General features: G+C 37.9%; 25 protein-coding genes. 24 read left to right on the plus strand and 1 reads right to left on the minus strand.

The features are described 5' to 3' along the window. Window positions 1–1,274 precede the first annotated feature (1,274 nt). From AC1TO6_RS16715 to AC1TO6_RS16825, 23 genes are all read left to right on the plus strand, one after another. Window positions 1,275–1,883, plus strand: a complete 609-nt coding sequence (locus AC1TO6_RS16715) for a TraX family protein (protein WP_482102760.1) — start codon at window positions 1,275–1,277, stop codon at window positions 1,881–1,883. Between the two features lie 470 nt (window positions 1,884–2,353). Further along, on the plus strand, window positions 2,354–4,240 hold the full coding sequence (locus tag AC1TO6_RS16720; protein WP_482102761.1) for an LPD1 domain-containing protein: 1,887 nt from the start codon (window positions 2,354–2,356) through the stop codon (window positions 4,238–4,240). A gap of 98 nt (window positions 4,241–4,338) precedes the next feature. Then, complete coding sequence (locus AC1TO6_RS16725; RefSeq protein WP_482102762.1) at window positions 4,339–4,536, plus strand: hypothetical protein; 198 nt, start codon at window positions 4,339–4,341, stop codon at window positions 4,534–4,536. Between the two features lies 1 nt (window position 4,537). Beyond that, a complete protein-coding gene (locus tag AC1TO6_RS16730) occupies window positions 4,538–4,804 on the plus strand; it encodes a hypothetical protein (protein WP_482102763.1) in 267 nt (88 codons plus the stop codon). 149 nt (window positions 4,805–4,953) lie between these two features. Continuing rightward, window positions 4,954–5,169: a hypothetical protein gene (locus AC1TO6_RS16735; protein WP_482102764.1), complete on the plus strand. Its 216-nt coding sequence runs from the start codon at window positions 4,954–4,956 to the stop codon at window positions 5,167–5,169. Window positions 5,170–5,474: 305 nt separating this feature from the next. Further along, window positions 5,475–5,753: a hypothetical protein gene (locus AC1TO6_RS16740; protein WP_482102765.1), complete on the plus strand. Its 279-nt coding sequence runs from the start codon at window positions 5,475–5,477 to the stop codon at window positions 5,751–5,753. Between the two features lie 231 nt (window positions 5,754–5,984). Beyond that, window positions 5,985–7,115 carry an LPD28 domain-containing protein gene (locus AC1TO6_RS16745; protein WP_482102766.1) on the plus strand — a complete coding sequence of 377 codons (1,131 nt, stop codon included), beginning with the start codon at window positions 5,985–5,987 and terminating at the stop codon, window positions 7,113–7,115. 42 nt (window positions 7,116–7,157) lie between these two features. Next, entirely contained in the window at window positions 7,158–7,307 is a 150-nt protein-coding gene (locus AC1TO6_RS16750; protein ID WP_482102767.1) for a hypothetical protein, read from the plus strand. 100 nt (window positions 7,308–7,407) lie between these two features. Next, on the plus strand, window positions 7,408–10,758 hold the full coding sequence (locus AC1TO6_RS16755; RefSeq protein ID WP_482102768.1) for a helicase-related protein: 3,351 nt from the start codon (window positions 7,408–7,410) through the stop codon (window positions 10,756–10,758). A gap of 32 nt (window positions 10,759–10,790) precedes the next feature. Further along, window positions 10,791–11,477 (plus strand): hypothetical protein, encoded by a 687-nt coding sequence (locus AC1TO6_RS16760; protein ID WP_482102769.1) that lies wholly within the window; start codon window positions 10,791–10,793, stop codon window positions 11,475–11,477. 268 nt (window positions 11,478–11,745) lie between these two features. After that, on the plus strand, window positions 11,746–12,432 hold the full coding sequence (locus AC1TO6_RS16765; RefSeq protein WP_482102770.1) for a hypothetical protein: 687 nt from the start codon (window positions 11,746–11,748) through the stop codon (window positions 12,430–12,432). An 8-nt stretch (window positions 12,433–12,440) separates the two neighbouring features. After that, a complete protein-coding gene (locus tag AC1TO6_RS16770; protein ID WP_482102771.1) occupies window positions 12,441–13,016 on the plus strand; it encodes a hypothetical protein in 576 nt (191 codons plus the stop codon). Window positions 13,017–13,160: 144 nt separating this feature from the next. After that, the gene (locus AC1TO6_RS16775) at window positions 13,161–13,790 is read left to right on the plus strand and encodes a helix-turn-helix transcriptional regulator (RefSeq protein WP_482102772.1); all 630 of its coding nucleotides are present in this window, start codon (window positions 13,161–13,163) and stop codon (window positions 13,788–13,790) included. A gap of 87 nt (window positions 13,791–13,877) precedes the next feature. After that, entirely contained in the window at window positions 13,878–14,189 is a 312-nt protein-coding gene (locus AC1TO6_RS16780; protein WP_482102773.1) for a DUF2325 domain-containing protein, read from the plus strand. A gap of 702 nt (window positions 14,190–14,891) precedes the next feature. Next, on the plus strand, window positions 14,892–15,740 hold the full coding sequence (locus AC1TO6_RS16785) for a hypothetical protein (protein ID WP_482102774.1): 849 nt from the start codon (window positions 14,892–14,894) through the stop codon (window positions 15,738–15,740). Between the two features lie 504 nt (window positions 15,741–16,244). Continuing rightward, window positions 16,245–17,573, plus strand: a complete 1,329-nt coding sequence (locus AC1TO6_RS16790) for a PcsB-like coiled-coil domain-containing protein (protein WP_482102775.1) — start codon at window positions 16,245–16,247, stop codon at window positions 17,571–17,573. A gap of 79 nt (window positions 17,574–17,652) precedes the next feature. After that, entirely contained in the window at window positions 17,653–17,775 is a 123-nt protein-coding gene (locus AC1TO6_RS16795; RefSeq protein ID WP_482102776.1) for a hypothetical protein, read from the plus strand. A gap of 32 nt (window positions 17,776–17,807) precedes the next feature. Continuing rightward, window positions 17,808–18,023, plus strand: coding sequence for a hypothetical protein (locus AC1TO6_RS16800; protein ID WP_482102777.1), 216 nt, complete (start codon window positions 17,808–17,810; stop codon window positions 18,021–18,023). A gap of 417 nt (window positions 18,024–18,440) precedes the next feature. After that, window positions 18,441–18,809: a restriction endonuclease gene (locus AC1TO6_RS16805; protein ID WP_482102778.1), complete on the plus strand. Its 369-nt coding sequence runs from the start codon at window positions 18,441–18,443 to the stop codon at window positions 18,807–18,809. A gap of 43 nt (window positions 18,810–18,852) precedes the next feature. Then, on the plus strand, window positions 18,853–19,395 hold the full coding sequence (locus AC1TO6_RS16810) for a hypothetical protein (protein WP_482102779.1): 543 nt from the start codon (window positions 18,853–18,855) through the stop codon (window positions 19,393–19,395). 246 nt (window positions 19,396–19,641) lie between these two features. Continuing rightward, window positions 19,642–19,947 carry a helix-turn-helix domain-containing protein gene (locus tag AC1TO6_RS16815; RefSeq protein WP_482102780.1) on the plus strand — a complete coding sequence of 102 codons (306 nt, stop codon included), beginning with the start codon at window positions 19,642–19,644 and terminating at the stop codon, window positions 19,945–19,947. A 51-nt stretch (window positions 19,948–19,998) separates the two neighbouring features. Next, window positions 19,999–20,778: an ImmA/IrrE family metallo-endopeptidase gene (locus tag AC1TO6_RS16820; RefSeq protein ID WP_482102781.1), complete on the plus strand. Its 780-nt coding sequence runs from the start codon at window positions 19,999–20,001 to the stop codon at window positions 20,776–20,778. A 38-nt stretch (window positions 20,779–20,816) separates the two neighbouring features. After that, on the plus strand, window positions 20,817–21,512 hold the full coding sequence (locus tag AC1TO6_RS16825) for a hypothetical protein (protein WP_482102782.1): 696 nt from the start codon (window positions 20,817–20,819) through the stop codon (window positions 21,510–21,512). A 356-nt stretch (window positions 21,513–21,868) separates the two neighbouring features. On the opposite strand, the gene AC1TO6_RS16830 is transcribed toward AC1TO6_RS16825, so the two are convergent. Further along, the gene (locus AC1TO6_RS16830) at window positions 21,869–22,147 is read right to left on the minus strand and encodes a hypothetical protein (RefSeq protein WP_482102783.1); all 279 of its coding nucleotides are present in this window, start codon (window positions 22,145–22,147) and stop codon (window positions 21,869–21,871) included. A 138-nt stretch (window positions 22,148–22,285) separates the two neighbouring features. Between AC1TO6_RS16830 and AC1TO6_RS16835 the strand changes: the two genes are divergently transcribed. Continuing rightward, entirely contained in the window at window positions 22,286–23,176 is an 891-nt protein-coding gene (locus tag AC1TO6_RS16835; protein ID WP_482102784.1) for a hypothetical protein, read from the plus strand. Window positions 23,177–23,256: the final 80 nt, after the last annotated feature.

The raw sequence follows: 23,256 nt of genomic DNA on the forward strand, positions 1-23,256 counted from the left end.
CCAGTGGATATGGAAACTTTCTTCTAACAAGGGTAGCCAAAACAGTGATAGTTCGTAGAAAAGAGGACCAATCCCTCATATATAAAAGGTAATATCGTATAAAACCAGTGATTATCTCCGTTACATAACCTGATATACAGGAAAACTCAAAAAAGTACGCCGAATAAGTGATAGTTCCAGTGGGATATGGGTACTTTCTTCTAACAAGGGTAGCCAAAACGGTGATAGTTCGTAGAAAAGAGGACCAATCCTTCATATATCTAAGGTAATATCGTATAAAACTATATACAGGAAAACTCATAAAAGTACGCCGAATAAGTGATAGTTCTAGTGGGATATGGGTAATTTCATCAAACAAGGGCAGCCAAAACAGTGATAGTTCATAGAAAAGAGGACCATTCTTCATACATCTAAGGTAATTTCGTATAAAACCAGAGATTATATCCGTTACATAACCGGATTTACAGGAAAACTCATAAAAGTACGCCGAATAAGTGATAGTTAAGTGGATATGGTAACTTTCTTCTAACAAGGGTAGCCAAAACAGTGATAGTTCGTAGAAAAGAGGACCAATCCTTCATATATCTAAGGTAATTTCGTACAAAACCAGTGATCATTTCCGTTATATAACCGGATTTACAGAAAAAAATCGTTAAAAGTACGCCGAATAAGTGATAGTTAATGAAATAAAGCCTGATATTATGAAAAACACGTCTCTTCCGTAGATTATAGACCTCGATTCACGCCGAAAAGGTGATAGTTGAACACCGAAATACGATTACATCGGATAAATATCTATTACTGCGCTGGAATGGTGATAGTTTAAAATGACTAACCCACTAGTAAATGTAATAAATTTATTCGCACGCCTAATAAGTGATAGTCACGCCTAATAAGTGATAGTTCAACAACAAATTGGTGATACTTCACGCAAGAATTATGATAGTTGACGCCTAATAAGTGATAGTTAAAGCCCGATAAGTGATAGTTGACGCCGAATGAGTGATAGTTATACGACATAAACCCTTGTAGCTCTAAGGCTGAACGACTCTCTAAAACACTTAAATAGGTTTAAAACATCTAAATCAATTAAATTAGTAGTACAAACAAAGAGTCGTAGGTTGTGAGAATATAAATACTAAGTTACAGTTTAATACCAACGATCAAGAACAGTATCAATGTTTCTGCACAGAAGGGATTGGAAAGTATTGATTTTGAAATTAACTAATCCCATAAATCCTACTAATTTTACTTCCAGCGTAAGAGAAGGGCGATTGGACTTACTTAAGTGGATTGCCTTTTTGACAATGGTCATTGACCATGTAGGTTATCTATTCTTTCCAACTATCACTGAATTCCGCATGATTGGCCGCTTGGCTTTTCCAATTTTCGCATACCTTATTGCTGCTGGATCAACCCGAACGAGTAATAAACGGAAGTACATGGAACGACTACTGTTATTTGCAATCATTAGTCAAATTCCTTATATGTTGTTCTTTCAATCAATGAATCCGAATATCTTATTTACACTTGTAATCGGGCTGTATTTCATCCGACTCACTGGATACCATGTAGCGGTCTTGATCCTAATAGGCGTACTTTTCCCGATAGATTACGATTGGTGGGGACTATTACTGCCATCTTTATTTGTCTATTGCCATGACCGTAAAGTATTTGGCTTTGTCTTGCTTGCATCGTTTACGATTGCTTATGTACTATCGACTGGAATGTTGATTCAATTATTCGCGATTGTGGGCCTCTTGTTGATATTTGGATTACCAGCAGTGAAGGGAATCCGAGTACCTATTTTGAATCGTTGGTTCTTTTATTTGTTCTATCCTGTTCATTTATTATTATTATTTATACTCTCGTTATTCATATAGTCATATTTAAGCTGAAAACTGAATAACTAATTCACATTTTGATTGGATTTCTCATAGACTAGATTGTACTTCAGTCTGTATTTTGCTACACTAAAAGCATATCTTTTTCTATTTAATTCTTTTGCAAATTCACCTCTCGGTGCAATTCTGCGGTGATGACTAATTGAGGCCTTTGGGCTGTTTGTGTTTCATAGCAATCTTTTTTCTTTTTGCTATGCGAACAAACTACCCAAGGGCTTTTTTTGTGTTTTCACAACAATTTTAAAAAAGATAAATTGGAAAAGAGCGTAACTTAGATTTTGGTATGGAGAGTACATTAATGAACAATACAACAACACAAAACGTTCCGGAAATTTTCCTTTTAGAAAAGGAGAATGGACCATTTTAGTTGTTAGGCAGAGGCAAAATGGATTATCCGAAATATCGGTTAGTCCATTTTTTAATTAACTAAAAAAGGGGATGCATCAATCATGCAAACAGAACAATTATCTATTTTCGATATGCCGATTCAAGACACAAGTAGAGTTAGTTCAATCGTAAAGAAGGAAAAGAAAACAAGTTCACTAGTACGTGATGTTCGATCTACTGGACAACAAACAAGAACTGTGGCGTTTGATGTTGGTGAAAAAATAGGAGGAGCACGTAAAGACTTAGCGCAGCAACGCGAGAAATTCCTTGCTCGACCAAGTGTAATTCTCTTAAAAGAAATCGAGCAAATGGATGTGGCTACTGCGGCTGGTTTAATTATTCGGGATACATTCTTCAATTGGTTCTCGTTTGAGGATTGTCGTCAGCGGTGTGTTGAGCCTGGTGTTGCAAAAGCGATACAACTCATCATTAACCGCATACCCAAAGAATCGAAAGATACAGCGGAAGACCGGCGCAAGTATGTGAATACAATGAACTTTCTCAGTGACCTACTCAAAACGATTAAGTCAAAAAAAGAGTATTCACTTTTCGAGTATCGTGTTCTTGCAGTTATTTCAGCGCCTAGCAAACGTCGCACTGAATCTATTGAACAAGAGATAAGGCATTTAGACGTACTATCATCTGATGACACTGAGGAACAAATCGCACAGAAAAGAAGGCTAATTCAAGAACAGACTGCACGACTGTTCTTGCACGACCTTGACAAGTCAATGGCGTTATATGACTACAAAGGTCCATTCAAGAATTATTTTAGTAATCATCAATCGCGCGTTTCTGTCTTGAATAATGCTTTTTCCGTAAAAGATTGGAGTGAATTGATTCCAACAACTGAGGTTATAAAAGTTGCAGGTAAGGGTGGTTCACGTAAACCTGTCTGGGAGCGTATATTGCCAGAAATTCCTACTCGTATGGGTGGATCTACTGTCAGTATAGAGAACCCGAAAGACTACGTTGACCATTTTAATTTTCGTGCTTCGGAGTTTGGACATTACGTGGATGACGAAAAAGGACGTGAGCATCTACTTCGTTCTGCAGAAGCTTATACGGACTTAGCGGTAATCTTAAACATTCCAATTCAAGCGGTCAGTTTGAAAGGTGAACTGGCAATGGCTTTTGGCTCGCGTGGACGTGGACGAGCGCTTGGCCATTATGAACCTAGTCGTAAGGTTATCAATTTGACCAAAGAAAAAGGTTCGCTTGGTATCTTGGCGCACGAGTGGTTTCATGGGCTTGACCATTTTTTGTTCAGTTATAGCCATTCCTTTGAAAATGGGAAAATCGGATTTTTGACTGACCAACAATTTGGCGAAATGCCCTATGAAGTTATCGACGCACTTAACGAACTGCTAGATGCTATAAAAATTGGACAGTCGAACGCATTTATTGATGTGCGTGACTGTAAGCGGACCTATTCAGTCAGGAGAGAATTTATCGCCTTGTATGACGAAGTGGAAGGCGATTTACAGCGATTCATGGATAAACGGATAGAGGCATTTGATATTCGTGTCGAAAAGCACCTGTCGCAATGTGTGAGTGAGAGCTATCAAAGTCAACTTCGGGTGAAATATGCAAAGCAGCGTTTGAAAGAAATAAAAGCGAGTGCAGAAGCTCTTGCGGAGTATCACGAGAAGCGTAACGGGAAAGCGGTCGATCTTGTCCCGTATACCACTGAACGTTCAACCTATTTCCAACATGCAATCAATATGGATAAAGGCAAGATTGGGAAGTATTGGTCTTCAAACGTGGAACTGACTGCACGCGCATTTGAGTGTTACGTGTACGAAAATTTGAAAGAAAGACTTTGGGTGAGTGATTATCTTGTATGTGGCATTCGGGATAGCGTATTTCCGCAAGGGATAGAACGTGACCGCATTTTTATGGCTATGTCCGCATTTATAGATACAATTCGCTCGTTTCTTGCTGAGTAACAGTGATTGGTGCCGCCTTGATTAATTGATTGATAGGCGGCACCAATTACCTAAAAATATGCGAGTTCAAAACCATTATGAGTGAGGGGATGTTATTTATGTGTAAAGAGATTAGTTATTGTCCGAAAAAGATGCGGGAATTCTCGAAACAAGATGGATTGCTGCGTTTTGTCCTTAAGGATATGCAGTGGAATGGACATAAAGAGATAGACGCCCTGCGAATCGTTTTTAACAGTTATGTGTTAGAGGATTCTGCAATGAGGACTATTTATAAATCGTTAAAAGGAGATGAATAATATGCGTGATAGCACTGTGAGCCGGACGGGCTACACAATAATAGGGTTTTCAAAAGCAGGTTTCGCTTGTTGCGGTCACTATGTACTTTGCCAAATGGGGAAATTGCCTTGTTACTATGAGGAAGCAGATCCCGAAGCAAAGAATTTTTGTGCCGCCTATTTGAGAAATCAAAACGCAAGTCGAAAAGAAGCAGTAAATACAGTAATGCTAACCAAATGTGAGGAAATCGTAGATGTAAACGTAGAAGAACAACTGTCTCTCTTTTGAATGTTAAGACGTTATCACTGAGTTCAATTCAGTAATGGAGGCGAGAAGTATTTAACTTCTTTACTCAATCAATTAAATCACACCCGGAAATCACTGATATATAGTATATAATTTAGCAGTCACTAAATTTAATAGGAGGCGTGAAATAAGTGCAAAAAGCAATTATTGTTCAAGGTTCTCAGCAGCCGTCAGGTAATTGGAGTGATACTACGAATGAATTAAATGATTATTTAACAGAAGGTTGGAAAGTAGTTACCATGTCTCCTATGGGGGCATTTGGTTATTCAGGACATGGAGAAGTATTTAGCAACTCACATGGTCAAAAAAGTGGCTTTGCTTCTCTCGTAATAATTCAAAAAGATTGATTAGCCAACGAATAAAATTTGAAAAAGTTTCTATTATTGATGTTAGCAAGCTGCGCTATTTTAGTGGCACCGTTCGATTATTAGGTTAAGTCACATAAGAAGGTTTGTAGATACGGTAAGACAAACATAAAGTTGTTTGAACCCTTTTCAATCAACTTCTTTCGTGATATACTAATGCCATTAACAGCGATACGAATTTGGTATCCGCAGGTGACCGACTATCTTTGCTCTTTGGAGCCACACGTTTATTCGTGAGGTTTCTGAAGAGCAATTTTTTTTGGTCAAAAAGAGAGGAGAGAAGATGTATGCTAAAAGTAAACGATTATGTGCAGCTGGATTGTATGGGAGAATTTGAATTCGGATTAGCCTTAACAGAGGAAAATCGTTCTCCTGTTATTAAAGTGATTGTAGTGGATCATGGCCAATTCATGGTACGAAATCTTGGGACTGCCTATACACTAGAAGATGCATTCGACATCGCAGTGGTTAGTATTCAAACTGGGTTTTATGTCGATGGCTTACTGTTCTCGGGTATTCAAGGGTATCACTTCACTGCTCCTACAACTATCGCATCTGCAAGGTAGTTTTTTCTTCGGCATTCGGGTATACTTAACCTATACTTTTTCTCTTAATTTCTTTTTGCAAATCCCCTATATGGGCGATTCTGCGGTGACGACTATTTGAAGCCTTTGGGCTGTTTGTGTTTCATAGCAATCTTTACTTTTTTTGCTATGCGAACAAACTACCCAAGGGCTTTTTTTGCGTTCTCGCAACATTAAGAGAAAAGGAAAAGATAGTGGGAAAGGGTGTTAGTTATGGCTAGAAAATCGTATTCACGAAAATCTACCGAAGAAAAAAATGAGCAGGTACAACAATTGTTGAGTCAGCTGAACGAGGGCGTTAAAAATTTTAAGTACAATCCCGAGAATTTTAAAGCACTATTACAGATGCATGCCATGATGCCAACATATTCATTTAATAACATCATGCTTTTACGCGGTCAAATGAAAAACGCGCACTTTGTTGCATCTTTTAAAAAATGGGAATCGCTAGAACGTACCGTTATAAAAGGTCAAAAAGCACTCCGTGTTCTCGCACCGCGATTTAAAAAAGAGAAGAATGAGACAACAGGCAAAGAAGAATCAAAGTTAATTGGATTTGTGCCAGTCCCTGTTTTTGATGCAAGTCAAACCGAGGGAAAACCACTTCCAATCGACCATATCAAACTTAGCCTACAGGGAGAATCCGATGAAGCTGTTCGAATTTTCCAGTGGATGAAGCTGTTAGCTGCTGAAGACGATTGTCCAGTGCGTATTGCATTTGCGAATGGAGCGAATGGATACTACCGACCGGCAACACATGAGATTGTTCTTGACCCAAGTCTTTCTGTTAACCATATGGCCAAGACTGCCGTACATGAGCTGGTACATAGTCGTGTGCATCGTCGCAGCCATCATGACACAACTAAGAAAGAAATGGAATGTGTGGCTGAAGGTGTCGCTTTCATAATTTGTTCTTACTTTGGACTTGATACTTCCGACTACTCATTTGAGTATGTATACGGATGGTCGGGTGATAAAGGTGAATCACTTATGAAATACGGGGAAATCATCCATAAGGCGGCTACTAGTTTGATTGCTGATTTTGAACGGGTTGCTACAGCGATTCCGACAACTATGACGCTGGTTGAACAAAAACAATTTAGAGGCACAACAATAGCCATGACAAGTTCAACTAGGATTCCAACGTCTGAACGAAAGGAACATCTTCATTACTACGATGTTCGGCAAAGTGATGACGGTGATTTCACGCCTGCAACAATTGAACGCGGCGTTTGGGCAAACCATATGGCTACAATAGCTACAATTAATCAGCTTGATTTAGGTAGTGATGGCTGGATTGATTTGAGTGAGGAAGAGGCCGACCTAATCTTACAAGCTATTTGATGAGTTGTACCCATCAAGTATGCGAAGAAAATGAGGGGCGGCATGAACTTGCATACAGTCGAAATTATGTTTTCGGACTTAACTGAGGAGAAACAAAATGAACTTACGTCAATTTTTGGCGGCATAGTTCCCTATGTGGATCCCATTCCAATAGCGATGATAGATATCGATAAAAGGAATGAGGATAACTAATATGAATTTTAGAGGCTAGAGCAATCCAACGAATGATTTCTTACGTTTTGTAAGGACATTTACGCGGATTGCTTTTTAATTTGGAAGGAGAGAAATAAGTATGAACTATATCGATGAAACAGAGGATAACCCAAAATTATTTCAGGTCTATTTGAAACAGGCCTGGCATGAGGTATTTTGCTACGCACTCGCTTTTGAGAAATCACCCAGAAGTGAAGATAAGCTTTTGTTTACAATCGTTAGCGGAAGTGATTCAGCTTTGCAGTCGATTAGAGGGGCAATAGATATCGGTTCAAAGGGCGGCTTGAAGTTCGGTTACGGAACAAAGGAATTAACAGGCTACCAATTTCATAACGAAAAAATACTGGCAGCTGAAAAAGGGATGTATGAAAAATTCCCAATGACTTTGAACCAAAATCGAAAAGCACTGGCCATTGTACACGAGGATGTATTGAACAACAGCAAATATGTCCTTTCGTTCAATAGTAACCCTGCGAAAGACATCGCACAGCTGCTTGGCGGAACGGCATACGGCCTGCATATCTTACCCGAATGGGAAGACGCGGTTTTAAGAGAACTTATTCAGTCCCGTCATCTTGAAAAACATGAGCTGTATAAGGATGAAGCCTTGTTTCCGGAAGGGTTGTATCTCTACTCAATTAATTTGACCGAAGAACAGGCTGATCTCTTTATTGAGCGCTTGTTAAAAGAGGGACTCATTCAATTTCCGAAGGCAGGCGACGGTAACCAGCTAAGTGGCACCAATGATCTTACTTCGTACTTAATGGATTACAACGAAGCCATGGTTGAGAAGTTGTCTGAAACTGTCACACCAACACACAATCCGATAAATGATGAGAGTCTAAAACATTTTGAAAGCTACCCACGCGAACTATTTCCTGTCCAGTCGCATACCGCCACTGCAGTAATAAAACGATTACGTACGCAAAAAGCGGTGATTATTCAAGGGGAAATGTCTACGGGGAAATCAAGCATGATGACGGCAATTGCAGATGGCTACCATGCTATGCAAGGGAAATCTGGTTATCACGTTTGCCTGATGTGTCCACCCAACTTGACGAAAAAATGGCCGGAGGAAATTCGTGTTTTAATTCCCGATGCCGTTGTTCATGTCATCACACAGACATCTGAGTTGATACGCTACCACGCTGAGTGGAGCAGGCAAGGTAAGAAGAAACCGTTAGTCCCGACCTTTTTTGTCATCTCGTTTACGGTGATGCGAGGGGATGCACGGACGGTTCCTGCAGTTCGTTACAAGTATCGTAGAACAACACAACAACGAGAACTTGAATTACCTTCCTATCGGACTGGTTACTATTGTCCATCGTGTGGAAAACCACACCAAACCATCGAGAACACTTTTACAGAAATCGATGAAGAGGGCAATGAACTGGATGTCGCAGTCACACATAATATGACACAATCTGAATTTGGAGATTCACGTCGCTTGAAAAACAGTGTAAAACCTGCAAATGCTTTTTGCTATCATTGTCATTCGCCACTTTGGACAAAGAAAGTAGTAAGTCGCTTTAACGGTTTTTCCGAGTGGAGTCAGCATGAAAAACGAATTAGCCATGCCATATATCAAAATAACCCGAGATTACTTGAGCAGATTCAAAGTGAACAGCCTGAGATCCCTACCGCTGTCGGTATGCCTAGACGTGTCGCTGCAGTTGAATACATTCGAAGAAAAATGAACAACTTCTTCGACATGTCAATTGTTGATGAAATTCACGAACTCAAAGGCGGCATGACGGCTCAAGGGAATGCACTAGGTTCAATTGTCCAAGCCTCCAAAAAGGTTATAGGTGGGACCGGAACGTTGTTTGGTGGGAAATCTGAGGATATTTATTATTTACTCTGGCGTATGTTCCCCTATGACATGGTAGCAAGCGGCTTCCGATACGAAGAAGTCACACGCTTCAATGAGGAATATGGAAACATTGAAGAAACCATTAGGGAACAAAAAGACGATTCAGGTGAATTAACGAATACGAATTCGCGTGGCGGCGACCGAAGAACAACTAAAAAGGTGTTACCAGGTATATCCCCTTTTATATTCGGTCGGTATATGGTTCAAAACGTCATTAATGTTCGATTGAAAGACGTATGGCCAGAACCGGTTGAACTGGTTGATACACCGACAATCTTCGTTCCAATGTCCGAAGAACTAGAGAGTCATTACCGTGGGATGGTTTCCGCTTTTGAACAAGAAATAGACCAGCGGAAAGACGGGTATAAGTTGTATTTGCCCCTGACCGATTATGGTATTGCCTATCCAGACAACCCATTCACATTTCCGAGTGCAACTTTTAAAAATGAATCCGGAGAACGGGAATTGATATGGCAATCGACGCATCTATCGGAAGACTGTACATTGCCGAAGGAGAAAAAACTACAAGAAATTATAGAGCGCGAAATGTCGGAAGGACGCAAAGCCATCGTTTATGTAAAAGACACCGGTTCATCGGTATCGGAACGGGACATTCGGCCACGACTTAAACAAAAATTAGAGGAAATTGGTGTGAAGGTTTGCGTGTTGGATACGTCTACAACGAGCACCAACACAAGGAGTGAATGGTTGCAACAGAAGATAGAGAACGAAGGGTACGACGTGTGTATTGTCAGTCAGGAGCTAGTGAAAGTCGGCTTGGATCTACTCTGTACACCTAGCCTTATTTATTATCAATTCTCTTGGTCCCTGTTTACAATCAACCAAAGTTCACGTAGAGCTTGGCGTATCGGACAAACGGAAGAGTGCCGCCTGTTTTATTTAGCATACGAAAACACCTTCCAGGAGAAGATGGCCGAACTCATTGCGTTGAAGAATCGTGCAACGGCAGCAATCAACGGTGAAGTTTCATCGGATGGTTTATCTGCCATGCTCGGAGATGACGGAGATTTACAATCCATGCTGATTCAAAGCGTGAAAAAGGGCGGAACCGTTCTCAAAGGTTCAGCCGAAGATTGGATCCATCAAACGTCAGACCGTGCAAGAGAACTTCTTGCGAATATCGGTAAGAAAAAAGAGAAACCCAGTCTTCAGCAACAATTTGAAAAGTGGATTGAAGTCGAAATTAAAGGTGTGGTTACAAAGCAACAGATGCTTGTGATGAAAGAGCAGCTTACGCAAAACATATCAGATGGGCTTGTACCTGGCTTTACGGAGCGTAGCGGCGTGCTTGAGGTTGATATGGTTGAGGCGTTTGGTGTTAAACGTAATTTCATTTCAGATGGTGCTGTTTTGCTTCATTTGGTAAAGCCACAAGAGACGAGCGCTGATGAAACACCAGTGACTACGGATACCATTCCAACGGGTCCAGCACAGATTATCAAGTTAGTCGGGTCTGAACAAAATAAAACAAAAGTGAAAAAACGCAAAAGAGCGGCAACATCCGAGGGACAACTTACCTTTGAATTGTTTGCCTGAGAGTGATAATAAAAAAAACGGAGGAATTCACTATGATACTACTACTTGAAACTATCTTTTTACATGCGTTCATTTTGTTTTTGCATTTTTTCCAATCGCTAATTGACCTTAATTGTTATTTGGCTATACCTAGCTCTACAGAGGCGGCAGGAGTCCGGTCGGACGTTGAAATGCCTGTCGATATACCTGTCGTGCGTTTATGGGGAATGCCACATCAAGGAGTGGTGCAACAAGTACTGGAAGAACCTTATGCAGTATCCGTTCTATCAGCAAATCAAGAAACATTCTTTAACATGTTATCTGAAAATGTGAATCCAGTGATGGCAGAGATTAAAGAAGTGAAAGATGAAATGTTGACGATGACTGCATGGAGTAAAGAGCCAGAACCGGTTGCTGTAACATCTACCTTGAGTGCAAGTGCAAATGCAAAAATAATTGACCATAAAATTGGAGAACAGCTTTGGGTCGTTGAGGTAATAGGTGAAGAACAAGGCTTTCTTCATGTGAGTGATGGAAGTGGTCGTGCGTGGATTGATTCAGATGGTTTCGGTACGTTTTCAAGAAAGGATATTGTATCAGTTCTTGTCAATAGAAAAACAGATCTGTGTGTCGATTTACTGTTCGCGGATATACTTCAAAAACATTCAACAGACTTTTGTATGGCGGATGAATGGGATTGTATTGATACGTCCGAACATCTTGAAACGGTTGGGGCGTGAAATGAATTGGAAAGGGTCTAACTTCGGTTAGTTCTTTCCGCCCGCTTTCGAAAAGGATATCGAAAGCGGACGGAAAGGAAGTATATTGATTGAAAGGAGTGAATATCATGGACTAATTTAATATAAAAATTATAAATTTTGCATGACTATTTTCTGTTTTAAACCAATTCTTTAAATAGGTACATGGTCACGAATACTTCACTTTTCGTTGTAAATTACCAGGATCATCTGTATATTACTTATAGTTAATAAGGAAGGGTGTCGAATAATGAAGAAAGCTGTAACTATGACTAGCGTTCATGACGCTGGCATTTCGAGCATAAGCGAACGCATTCGTACTGAAAATGAGATGGTAACAGGTATGGAATTTGATTATAATGAAAAAAACAATACATTGTTAACCCGCGCTGAAGTTGTTACTTCATTCGCGTTAACATCCACTTTTAAAGATTCAATTTCTCAGCAATTGAAAAATCTGCATGATGTAATCATTAATCCCTTAATCAATCAGGTTAAATTTAATTTCGTACTCAAGTTACAAGTAGATCCTTCCGGTAAATTTCTATTTGATAACATGACTATCATCTTTAAGATAGATTGTAAGAAGCGCGAAACGTTGCATGATACGTTTCGTATCCCGTTTAAAGTGTTGATCCCTTTTACGGAGTATATTGACTTTATTTCACTACGCGGTCGTAAGTTTGAACTTGCGGTCATCGAAGCGGAAGTTAACGTGAATCGGTTGGATTTAATAGACATTCTAGAAAACCCGATTGTTGGTCCTACAGCTAAAGCTCAGTGGTACTCCTTTGCTCTTGAAGCATCCAATGAAGCAAAAAAAGAGTATAAACTCGATGTTATCATACCGGTAAAAGAAGGCGAAGTAACCTGGGAAATTCCACATAGAAGAAGGTTGCAGCATATTGAATCGTTAAAAATGGTTCAGAATAGTTGAAGCAGGGGATGAGGGTTTTTCTACTGCTCATACTTGCCGTATATGTTCTACCTGTCTATGTAGCCGCCAATACTCTACCCTTTGATATACCAGTAAATGATCATTCTAAAATCAAGCCAGTGAGTTCCGACAGTATGTTTAGCGGTCTACTTGGAGATTTTGGCGGAACTATGGCACCCGTTTATAGTTGGGGCGTCAAGTATATCACCATACTCTTTGTTGTTGCTACCCTTGTCATGATTATGTCTGCCTTATTCAAAAATGGGCAGTGGCAAAAATATGCTCAATTAACGATGCTGTTGTCATTCCTTGCTATGCTCATATTGCGTGGCTTGCCGATCATCGTACTATCCATACGGGAACCAACTGATGTTGATATTTTATTACAAGAGACTTTATCGATGCTTAGTTTTGGTGTTATATTCTTGTGTTTAATTAGTATTGCGGTCAGTTTCCTATTTGGTTTCGGTTATCGCTTAATTGAACATCCCGAGTTTCACCGCTGGTCAAAAACACTACGAAGCGTTTCTGTCATGATGATGTTATTCGCTATCATAATACCTTGGCTATTCCCGATTTTATAATAATTGAAGTTCCCCTTTTCACGGTACTTCTGCTATACTAATAATAAATTTAAAAATCAAATTTAAGGGCGTACCCCTCTATTTACGCGTAGCATTCGTGCTTTGCGAGTAGAGGGGTGCGTCTTTTTTTATAGGAGCGATTAGATGAACATTTGGGTTGTTGGTGAAAATGGCGAAAAGAGAGAGTCATGGAAAAACCTGCTTTCGAATTCCTTACCGTCTTCAACAGTAGTTACCTATATCAATGAGAAATGCTTTTTGGATTGGGAACTAACGGAAAATGACATTGTCATTTGTTTGTCAGCAGAATTTGATGGAGCTGTCCAGGAAATTATTGAACAATTCATTTCTTTAGGTGTTCCAGTTCTTTGCGTGACTGAAGACATTAGCGAGGATGTATACGAGAAACTCGTTCAAAAAGGTATTAAGGGGGTTTTAAACAGTAATATGGCATCCCTAGATTCAATAAAAACAGCTATTCGAATCGTAAAGGGGGGCGGAATATATATTGAGTCCCCTAGAAAAAATAGAATATTTGCCCCTAAATTCATTAAAAATTCAATCAAAAGGCCCTCACTCAATTTTACAGAATGGAATATATTCTCTTTAACCTCTAAAGGGTTAACAGTCGATGAAATAGCCAATCAGTTAGAGATAACCGTAGAGGAAACAATGAAAATCCAAACAATGATAGTCGAAAAAACTCAATGTAAAACTTTGCCGGGCGCTGTAGCGAGTGGGTTGAATGCTGGCTGGCTTACAGATTTCAAATAATCAAATACACTTCCTTGTTTACATTTATCGCATAATGATATATCATAAATGGTATATAACAGTGAAAAATCAGTGGGGGAATTTATTATGACAATGAAAACAGTAGCAATCATCGGTGGAAGCCAGGAACAGACATTTCGTAAAATGGGTAAGAAAATGGGTTGCAATGTGCTATTTCATAACGGTGTTTCACGCAACGGTGGTACAAAAAAAGCGTTTTCGCCACTTGTGAAAAAGGCAGATTGTGTTGTTCTTCTGCTCGGTGCATGTAGTCACATTACAATGGATATCGTAAAAAATCTATGTAAGGAAAATGGAACGAATATCGCATTCCATCAAGGTTTCGGAGCGAGTGGAGCGCTGAGCACTGGTATGGATATGCTTCAAGGAGTTGGCTGATATTAGAATACGTAAATCTACTAAGCGAATTGTTTACGTTTTAACCTTATCTGTCTTGATTATTGCTGGTTGGGGAATTGCGATTAGTATGCATTCACAAATGAAGCTAGCGCCAACCGATGTTATTGATCCGCAGGTGGACATTTTTAGTGAGGAAGGATGGAGTAAATATAACTAATCCCTTTAAGGTCTTGACCATAGACATGTCGTTCTGAATAGCGTGTAAAGAGGCTAGCTAAGGAAGGGTCTGATTGTAATGAGGAAATTTTACGAAATAATGAAAAGGATTAAGGTTTTATGGGCAATTAAAATTTTGATTCGAAATGAAACGAATGCCATTGCTAAAAAAGAAGGTATTCGTAAACATACACGCAGATATAATCTTATCTTTCAGGATGTTGTGAAGGGCAAACCTCAAATACTTGGAGATTATTATAAAATACCAAATTAATTTATAGGAAAGGAAGGTGACTCGACAGCTCACTCATTCTAAGTGAATATGGGTTCTGTCGATAGATTATGATATTTTTTGAAAAACAGTGTATTGGATGCGGGTACCATTATTTATGTCATCAAGAATTTTCAACTAGTTCATTGTATTGTACGAGCTCATGCAAGAAAAATCATTCTCTTTTTCCAGTTGAAGAAAGTGAGAGCCGGGATACTAAGGAAGATTGAACAATTGAAACAAAATAGGGGGTCTTGCTGTGCATAGCACTTTTATCTGATGGGAAGGTCATTACTGCAAAAGCTTATGATGAATCGTTACATGGTGTAAGAATCGTTTGCATGGACAAAGCCTGTGGAGTACCTGTTTATTATATTGAAGGTACAAATGCCTTCCTACCACACTTCAAGACAAGTGGAAAAGGAACGTCAATACATAAAGAAAGTTGCGGATTTTCAAGGAAACTAACATTTCAGGAGACTGTTGCAAAGGTCAGTGAATACCAAGCTTCGCTCCGTGAACAAGGTATCCGTGAGTTTGTAGTACGTTTAAATCTGAATAGTATTGATCCCGATTATATTGCGCCAATACGTGAAAATGAACCACAAGAAAAAGAACCAAAAGAAAATGAAGAATTGGATTCTGACGTCTTGAAAGACGACAAGCCAACACCACAATCAATTGGTTCGCTACGATCAGTAAAGAAACTGTTTACTACTGTAGAACCGGACCTGCTTGCCTCTATTATCGTCTCAGTCAAAGGTGAACGTATTCCTATCTCTGAACTGATTAGGCATCATGAACTTGCACATGTTGCGTTGTGGGAAGGGAAAACATTAGATGTCCCCTATTTCATACACGGACGTATAGAAAAAGTAACGCGTCGCGAAAAAGTCTGGTATATCAACTTTTCAACAACTGAACGTAGTTTCTTTTCCCTGGTTATATTTAATCGTCATTTCAAACATTTCACACTCAAAGACAATGAGTTAATAGGGAAAGACGTGCTGGCGTATGGAATATTAAAGAAGAACGATTTTAACAAAGAAAAAGAAGTTACAGAAATGATAATCAAATCCAATAAATACATTGAATTTCTATAGACTTGGTAATCTGAGCAATGGAAAATTCATCGGAAACGAGAGAACAGGTCAATGACAATAGATTTTTGGAGCAACGTGTTCTTCATTATAATATGTAGCTGTATTTTAATCAGCGCTTTGGACAAGTTTTTGCATAATGAGCATCCAATAATGGGACGCGCGGTTTGGTTTCTTCTATTTCCAACGTATGTTGTGATTATTATAACAAGTGTTATTGGCCTACTTTTACAAACGCCACATTTTATTTTATCTATGATCCAAACACTAGGCCTACTATTCTTCACATATGCTGCAGTCTTGTATGGATTATATTCTTCAATTGTTAACAAGAAGAACAGTAAACCGGAACATACAAGGAAATATCCGGATAGTGCCTCTTTTTAGAAGAAAGGTGATGCAGATGGAATTTTTACCGTTCGCAATTTTCGTGATTGTCGTTCTACCGTTATTATTCTTCCTTATCGGATTTTCGTACTTTATCATTCCAGATAAGGAGTGAACAAAGTGCAGAGAAAAAATGTTAGGGAATTTATTACTGTGAAGCGATTATATATTAAGGTTAACGTAATGATTTTAGTATTAGCAGTCATTTTTTCTCTTTTATCAATCTTGACTAGCCCTCTCATATTGGCTAGTCCTCTCAATGAGTTACGAGAAGAAAAGAAAATGTTCGAAAAAAAGAAAGCTCATTTACGGTCCGACGTTGAACAAAAAGAAATGGAAATTGGAACCAACAAGTCTACAATTTCCGATATTCAGAATCAACTTCAGAATGTAGATGTAAATTTAATAGATACAGTCGAAAATGTGAATAAGACAGAAGTTGAGATAATGGTTACGCAGGAAGAAATAGAGTTGCTACATGCTACTATTTCTTTTCTCGAGAAAAATATAAATGAACGGGATGTCGTTTTACGAGAACGTGTACGAAGCCTTCAATTGAAAGATGGGCCAGCTAATTTTTTTGTTGTTCTTTTGGGGGCAACTAGTGTGTCTGATTTTGTAGGACGCATTACAACCGTAAACACGTTAATGAAGGCGGACCGTAAAATTATGAGACAACAAACTTCAGATATAGAACAACTGGTAGCAAACAAACAGCTCGTGTCAGAAAATCTAACGAAGCAAAAATCAAATAAAGAGTCCCTACAGGATTTAAAGATACACCTTGTAACACAGAAGGATGCGAAGGAGAGTTTAGTTCAAGAACTAGTAGTTGAGCAAAATCTTTTGAGCAATGAGAAAGAAAAATTAGAAAGTGCGTACGAAAAGGTACTTAAGAAGAGTCTTGAAATTGAAAAGGACATTCTTACTTTCCAAAAACGTCAAACGTCATTTAGTGTTACCACAGAAACGATTAGAACATCTCCGCTCATGTGTAGTGCGGACAGTAAGATAAACGATAATATATTTTTCGAAAAGTTTAATTCAGCCGGAGGGTTTTCAAAAAAGGGACAAGCATTCATTGATATTGCAACCGAATTTAATATTGATCCTGTTTTAATGGCTGCCATCGCATTTCACGAAACGGGTAGCGGTACGTCGAATGCGCTTGTGAATTATAACAATCCAGGCGGACTAATGAATCCGGCCACGAACTGGTTAACGTTGCTCCGTTTCGATACGCTGGAAGATGGTTTACGATCGACTGGAAAGACCTTGAATAAACTCATTCACAAAGGTGGATTGACGACAATTAACGCGCTAGGAAGCGTCTACGCACCTATAGGTGCTGACAATGACCCTACTGGTTTAAATAAACATTGGGCTCCTAATGTAACCAAAATTGCTAACGAATTTGGAGGACTCACTTTAAATTGCAAAAACCTTTAATAATAAGTATGGAGGGTGAAACGATTTACTTGTCTCCCTCTTTGTTGTTTAGAAAACACACTAATTGGAGGTAATGATGATGAAAAGAAAACTCAAAAATTCCCTATCAGCTAAGAAAGTTGTTGATGCGATAAGTACATTGTTGTTAGGCGGTGGTGGTGTACTAGGTTTGACATTTGTTGTCTATCTATTTGTGAAATGAATTTTCGCGCATTAAGAGAAAGGGGGATTTAGTTGGATTTCTATCAGGCAATTGGAAAAATGAGGAAAGGTACACAAATTCAAAGCCTAGTATCAAACATTAAATACGAGCTTAACACAGGAGCCTTACTAGTCGAAGGACAACCCGCGCCAGACGGCTTTCATATAACTGTTCAAGAAGCTAATGGTGAATGGCGAGAAATACCAGTGAAACAGCTGAAGGGCCAGCCGAGTTATTCTGCAACATAATTCAGTAGAATAATTATTACAGTGAATATGGAGGGCAATTATTATGTTCAAGTGGTTCAAGAAATGTAGTATCTGCAAGCGCAAGGGGTTGTCTCTGATAAGTTATAAAGGGTCGTCCGATATGATTCTGCACTTATGCCCTGCGTGTACGGAGTATGCAGAACGTAGAGCTTATCAAAAACTGTGAATGACTTGCTGGTTTTTCTACTCTAGACACATAAGACGATAGGACCTCCATCAAAAATCACGTATTGCGGCTATTAATTGACACAAGGAAGGTGAAGAGGACCACCCTCGCGCGATTACCCAAAGAACTTTTCTAAAGGTTATTCTGCGAGTTTTTTTGTACCACATTTCAACTTTTTTAGAAAATTAGAAAAGGGAAGGAATAATACATTCTAAGAAAGAGGGGATGACTTGTCGAAAAGAACAGCTAAACAACAAAAAGTAGCACAAGAAGGAATAATGGCTCTGCTGGTATTGGTGGCGGTTGCAGTCTATATCTTAACAGATGATTTTGTCGCGACCATAAGTGTTGTTTTCGTCGTCCTTGTCTTGATGGCTGGTATTTCTATATATAAGTCCATGCGAAAAAAAGAAAAATTACGTAAATCAAGAATAAACGAGATCGATGCAATGGACGGGATTCAATTTGAACAACATTTGAAAGAACTATATTCAGCCCAAGGTTACGAGGCTGAAGTTACAAAAGCTTCCGGTGATTTTGGTGCTGATTTAATTCTTAGAAAAGATGAAAAAAAAATTGTGGTCCAGGCCAAGCGCTAAGTTGGTTGCGTGTCTTGAAAAGATTAGGGCGGCGTTCGCAGAGATGGGACAGGTTGAAACAAAAATAGATTTTTCTAGTCTTATAAAGGAAGCTGCGAGTTTACGGCACGTTCTCTTGGATAGCAACCGAATCAAGGATTTGCAGCTGGAGATAGATGACAGCGAAGAAGAATATCAACGAATCAAATTTGAACGAAATGAATCCATTGCAGTCATGGAAGCCGTGAAGCTGTTTGTGGAGAAAAAGGCAGCCATGATGGTCGAGAAAGTGAACAGCTTATTTGATACATTGTCCGTGAAGCTGTTCGAAACGCAGAATAATGGCAGCGTTAAGCAGACCTTTGAATTGGAGATGGACGGCAAGACGTTCCAAAAGTTGAGCACGGCGGAGAAAGTAAAGGCAGGACTTGAATTGATTGCGGTTCTGCAGAAGGAGTCCAACATCGTGACACCGACCTTTATTGACAACGCTGAAAGCATTTTGAACATCAAGGCGGTAGACGGCCAAGTATTTACGGCGACTGTCCGAAGCCATAAATTGAAAATCGAAGGGGTACAGATGAAAGTAGACTTAAATGAAAAATAAATAGCCAATCAATTGATCGAATCAACTATTGAATAATGGAGTTAAATACTTCCGTTAAAATTAGATAAAATTATTATCTTTGTTTATTTATTTTAAACCCATTCATAATAAGTTGAATTAAATGGTTTCTTAAATTAAAATAAACTTATTATGTTGCGTTAAAAGAGTTTAACTGTTATGTTTAAAGTGGTAATAAATTTATTTCGATAAAATATTATCATATTGATTTTTAAAGGAGTGATATGTATGAATATTAATTCCATTGTTTTGGAGAAATTAAATTTATGGAAAAATGAGGAAGGGATTACTAATCGTGAATTGGCAAAAATGTTAGGGGTTACAGACGCATTGGTTGGTCAATATTTAAACGAAAAAAAACAATTACCTAATACAAGATTTCAACAAGTAGCCAAAATAATAGGTGTCACTTTAGATGAATTGTTAGCGGGAGAAGAACCATACAAAATACATTTGCGCGGTAAAATTTCTAACTTTTCAGGGCAGCTTGGAATAGACCGAGTTATTTCTAAAATTGAAGAAAGATACCTCTAATAGTCAATAATTTATTTTTAGTTTTTTATTATTTATGGGGAGGGTGGAGGAATGTCAGTAAAAGTAAAATTCACAGATCTTCTAATGGAGTTTGGTGAACAATCAGCTGAAATTACAGCTAGGCGTATGCTAGAAAATAATTTCGGTTCATCCACTTTTATTGGAGCGTATATTGAGCAATTTGTACGGAATTTCAGTAAAACAGCTATTATCTATGAATATATGAATGATCCATTAATATTTGGTGGGAAAGTTAATTATTTTAAAGATGGAAAAGACGACAGTTACGTTTTTATCAATACATATCACTCTTATAGAGTTCAATACTTTACTTTAGCTCACGAATTATTTCATTTAACTCCTGAGCATGGGAAACTAATTAAAGCGTTTGATTCAAATGATCCTAACAAGGATGAAATTCTAGAAAAAGTCATTGAACGTTCAGCGGACCGTTTTGCAGCAACTTTATTATTACCAGAAAACTTAGTTAAAGGTATCTGGGAAACATTCTTAGATGAAGTAGAAGACCAAGAAAGAATTATCTTTAACCTTGCAGATATGAGTTGTGCACCTTATGAAGCCGTTGCAAGAAGATTAGTTGAGTTAAACCTACATAAATCAAGAAAGTTAGACAATTCGTTTAAAGATAAAATCAAGAATTATAAAGATAGTGATTGGGAAGCAGAACGTATTGATTATATGGCTATCCCTAGTCCTCTTGATATTCCAATAAGTGATATTGAACAACTCTATATACAAAGAATCGAAGACTCTGTTCCAAACCATTCAACTTCTGATGAAGAAGAAGATCCATTGAAGGAATTTTTATAGATAGCCCTAGTTTTCTTTAGAAGGAGGTGAAAATAAATATGGAGCAAGAGAACGGCTTATGTAATACTAATAAAATATTAGATGCAAATATATTTTTTAGTACGCACTATTCTAACGATTTTAGTTTTATACGATTATTGGACAAACTAGGTGGTATTATGTTTGTCGATGCTGCTGTTCTTGATGAATTGTTGGTAACCAATACATTTCGAACGGTTTTAACTAATTTATTTCAACAAGGGATATTGATGTTATACGATCCAGAAAATAAATACCCTGAAATTTCTAATAAGGTTGACTTAACAGATGAAGAACGGAGTATTTATCGTTTTGAATTAAGAAATATTAAATCTGAATTCAAAAAAATTGAAGCAGCCAAATCTAAAGAAAATCCTAATCGTCGAAAACCTAAAAATGACGGGGAAATTGCATCACTTGCTTTAGCTAGGGTCCTACATTTACCAATCATCTGTACAGATGATACGAGTGTTCCACAAGTAATTAGACAGTTAGAGTTGAAAATTGTAACTTTTTCTGACAACAATGAAAACTCTGAATATATTCAAACATATGAGTTGTATGATTTGTGCGAAGAGTTAATTAGAGGTGGAACAGTCACAAAGACAGCATTGAGAAAAATCTATAAAAAAGCAATAAAAGACGACTGGAATGAAGAACATAAGTTGAATAAATTCAACTCAATTCCAGAACCAACAAACATAATGAACAACTGAAATACATATTAACCGTGTAGGATTTTTCTACACGGTTTTAAATTTTCTCTTTAAATATGTAGTTGAAATGTGGTTATTTTAACTATAATAATCTTTTTAATAGCTGGTATTCTTTTGATTGGTAGTGTTTTTAAAGGTTGGTGTGGTGACATACCAACAAACTCAGGTGGTACCGCGAAGCTAACGGCTTGCTTTAGTTTAAGTATTGGCTGTCTTTCATGGCAGTTTTTTCTTATTGAATGGCTCTGTTAAATAATATTGTTGATAAAACATAAGACCCGAAAATAAGGTCCTTTTTCCCTAACCTGCTTCATCTGGCGTCCTCTTCACGGTTTCCCCTTTTTCTAGTAAATCTTTCACGTCTTTTCAGTAAGTTTTTTCCCCGAAATGGATTTAGAGATAGAGAAGGAGCAACCAGATTTGTATTCTGAACAGCCGAAAAATGTTTTTCTATCTGCCATTTTACCTTTTTTACAGACGGGGCAAACACCGTTGAATTGTGCTTTTTGTTGTTCTTTTACAGCCGTTTGAATTTTATGTTCGGTTAGATAGGTGAATGAGGAAGAGTATCCTAAGAGGATATTTATAGATTTAGAACAAATAAATGAAAAATAATTAAATAAAAGTTGCTTCAATAGTTTCAACTTTTTGTTGTTTGTGAACTAAATAAAATATTCTGGTAGTTTGGCGTGTTTATGTTAAAATAGAAGGCGAACGAGTTTTCTCTTTTCTCATTTTAATACTATTGTAATGGTCGAAAGGATGAAACAAAGATGATAATAGAGCAATTCCAAGATATGATCAAAAGACAAGAAACTGCAATCCAAAAAATTCTTAATAACCCTGTCCGAGATATGATTCAAAGCCGAGAGAAAATGTTTCTAAATATGACGGTAAACCCTACACTTAAAATGTTTCAACGACAAGAAACTGCAATCCAAAAAATTCTTAATAACCCTGTTCAAGATATGATTCAAAGCCGAGAGAAAATGTTTCGAAATATGACGGTAAACCCTACACTTGAAATGTTTCAACGACAAGAAACTGCAATCCAAAAAATTCTTAATAACCCTGTCCAAGATATGATTCAAAGCCGAGAGAAAATGTTTCGAAATATGACGGTAAACCCTGCAATTGAAATGTTTCAACGACAGGAAAATATAATACGACAAACTTTTAGTAACCCCATGGATAATATATTAAATCAAATAAAAATAAAACCCTTATTTGCAGCCGGACTTTCCGTTGGAACTTATATTTCTGCCATTGAAGAATTAGAAAGTTTATATGAAGACGTTAAAGAAAAAGAAATTTCAAATGCTACCACGTTAGAGTTTTCTGGAAACGGAGTGAATGAATTTCAATATGAATTTATCACTTTTTGTAAAGAAATAGGTGCTGTAATAAATACCTTAGATTCAACCACGCTTTGGAGGGTTATCAGCAACATAATGACTTTATATTCTATTTATTCGCTTATCCTAGGCGACGTAAATTACACAGATATTAATTTTAATATAGATATCCATTACAATACCGTTGATCACAACTCACCAGCAGAAACCCCAGATTCATATCGTGAACCATTGCATACCGAACAAGACGAACTAGATCCGAAATTGGATATGGATAAAATAGAAATTGACGCGGGTAAAAGGGTTTAAAATTATGTCTAAAGAGGCTAATTTACTGCAAATTGCTAATTAAAATAATCATTAAGTATGTTAAAGGGGACAGCCACCAT

This window comes from Sporosarcina sp. Y352 (assembly GCF_056786535.1).

Coding starts and splice junctions, on each gene's coding strand:
- AC1TO6_RS16720 (WP_482102761.1), top strand. CDS start 2,354: ATGCAAACAGAACAATTATCTATTTTCGATATGCCGATTCAAGACACA.
- AC1TO6_RS16765 (WP_482102770.1), top strand. CDS start 11,746: ATGAAGAAAGCTGTAACTATGACTAGCGTTCATGACGCTGGCATTTCG.
- AC1TO6_RS16730 (WP_482102763.1), top strand. CDS start 4,538: ATGCGTGATAGCACTGTGAGCCGGACGGGCTACACAATAATAGGGTTT.
- AC1TO6_RS16780 (WP_482102773.1), top strand. CDS start 13,878: ATGACAATGAAAACAGTAGCAATCATCGGTGGAAGCCAGGAACAGACA.
- AC1TO6_RS16775 (WP_482102772.1), top strand. CDS start 13,161: ATGAACATTTGGGTTGTTGGTGAAAATGGCGAAAAGAGAGAGTCATGG.
- AC1TO6_RS16770 (WP_482102771.1), top strand. CDS start 12,441: ATGAGGGTTTTTCTACTGCTCATACTTGCCGTATATGTTCTACCTGTC.
- AC1TO6_RS16820 (WP_482102781.1), top strand. CDS start 19,999: ATGTCAGTAAAAGTAAAATTCACAGATCTTCTAATGGAGTTTGGTGAA.
- AC1TO6_RS16750 (WP_482102767.1), top strand. CDS start 7,158: ATGAACTTGCATACAGTCGAAATTATGTTTTCGGACTTAACTGAGGAG.
- AC1TO6_RS16795 (WP_482102776.1), top strand. CDS start 17,653: ATGAAAAGAAAACTCAAAAATTCCCTATCAGCTAAGAAAGTTGTTGAT.
- AC1TO6_RS16755 (WP_482102768.1), top strand. CDS start 7,408: ATGAACTATATCGATGAAACAGAGGATAACCCAAAATTATTTCAGGTC.
- AC1TO6_RS16745 (WP_482102766.1), top strand. CDS start 5,985: ATGGCTAGAAAATCGTATTCACGAAAATCTACCGAAGAAAAAAATGAG.
- AC1TO6_RS16825 (WP_482102782.1), top strand. CDS start 20,817: ATGGAGCAAGAGAACGGCTTATGTAATACTAATAAAATATTAGATGCA.
- AC1TO6_RS16740 (WP_482102765.1), top strand. CDS start 5,475: ATGCTAAAAGTAAACGATTATGTGCAGCTGGATTGTATGGGAGAATTT.
- AC1TO6_RS16815 (WP_482102780.1), top strand. CDS start 19,642: ATGAATATTAATTCCATTGTTTTGGAGAAATTAAATTTATGGAAAAAT.
- AC1TO6_RS16725 (WP_482102762.1), top strand. CDS start 4,339: ATGTGTAAAGAGATTAGTTATTGTCCGAAAAAGATGCGGGAATTCTCG.
- AC1TO6_RS16760 (WP_482102769.1), top strand. CDS start 10,791: ATGATACTACTACTTGAAACTATCTTTTTACATGCGTTCATTTTGTTT.
- AC1TO6_RS16810 (WP_482102779.1), top strand. CDS start 18,853: ATGGGACAGGTTGAAACAAAAATAGATTTTTCTAGTCTTATAAAGGAA.
- AC1TO6_RS16835 (WP_482102784.1), top strand. CDS start 22,286: ATGATAATAGAGCAATTCCAAGATATGATCAAAAGACAAGAAACTGCA.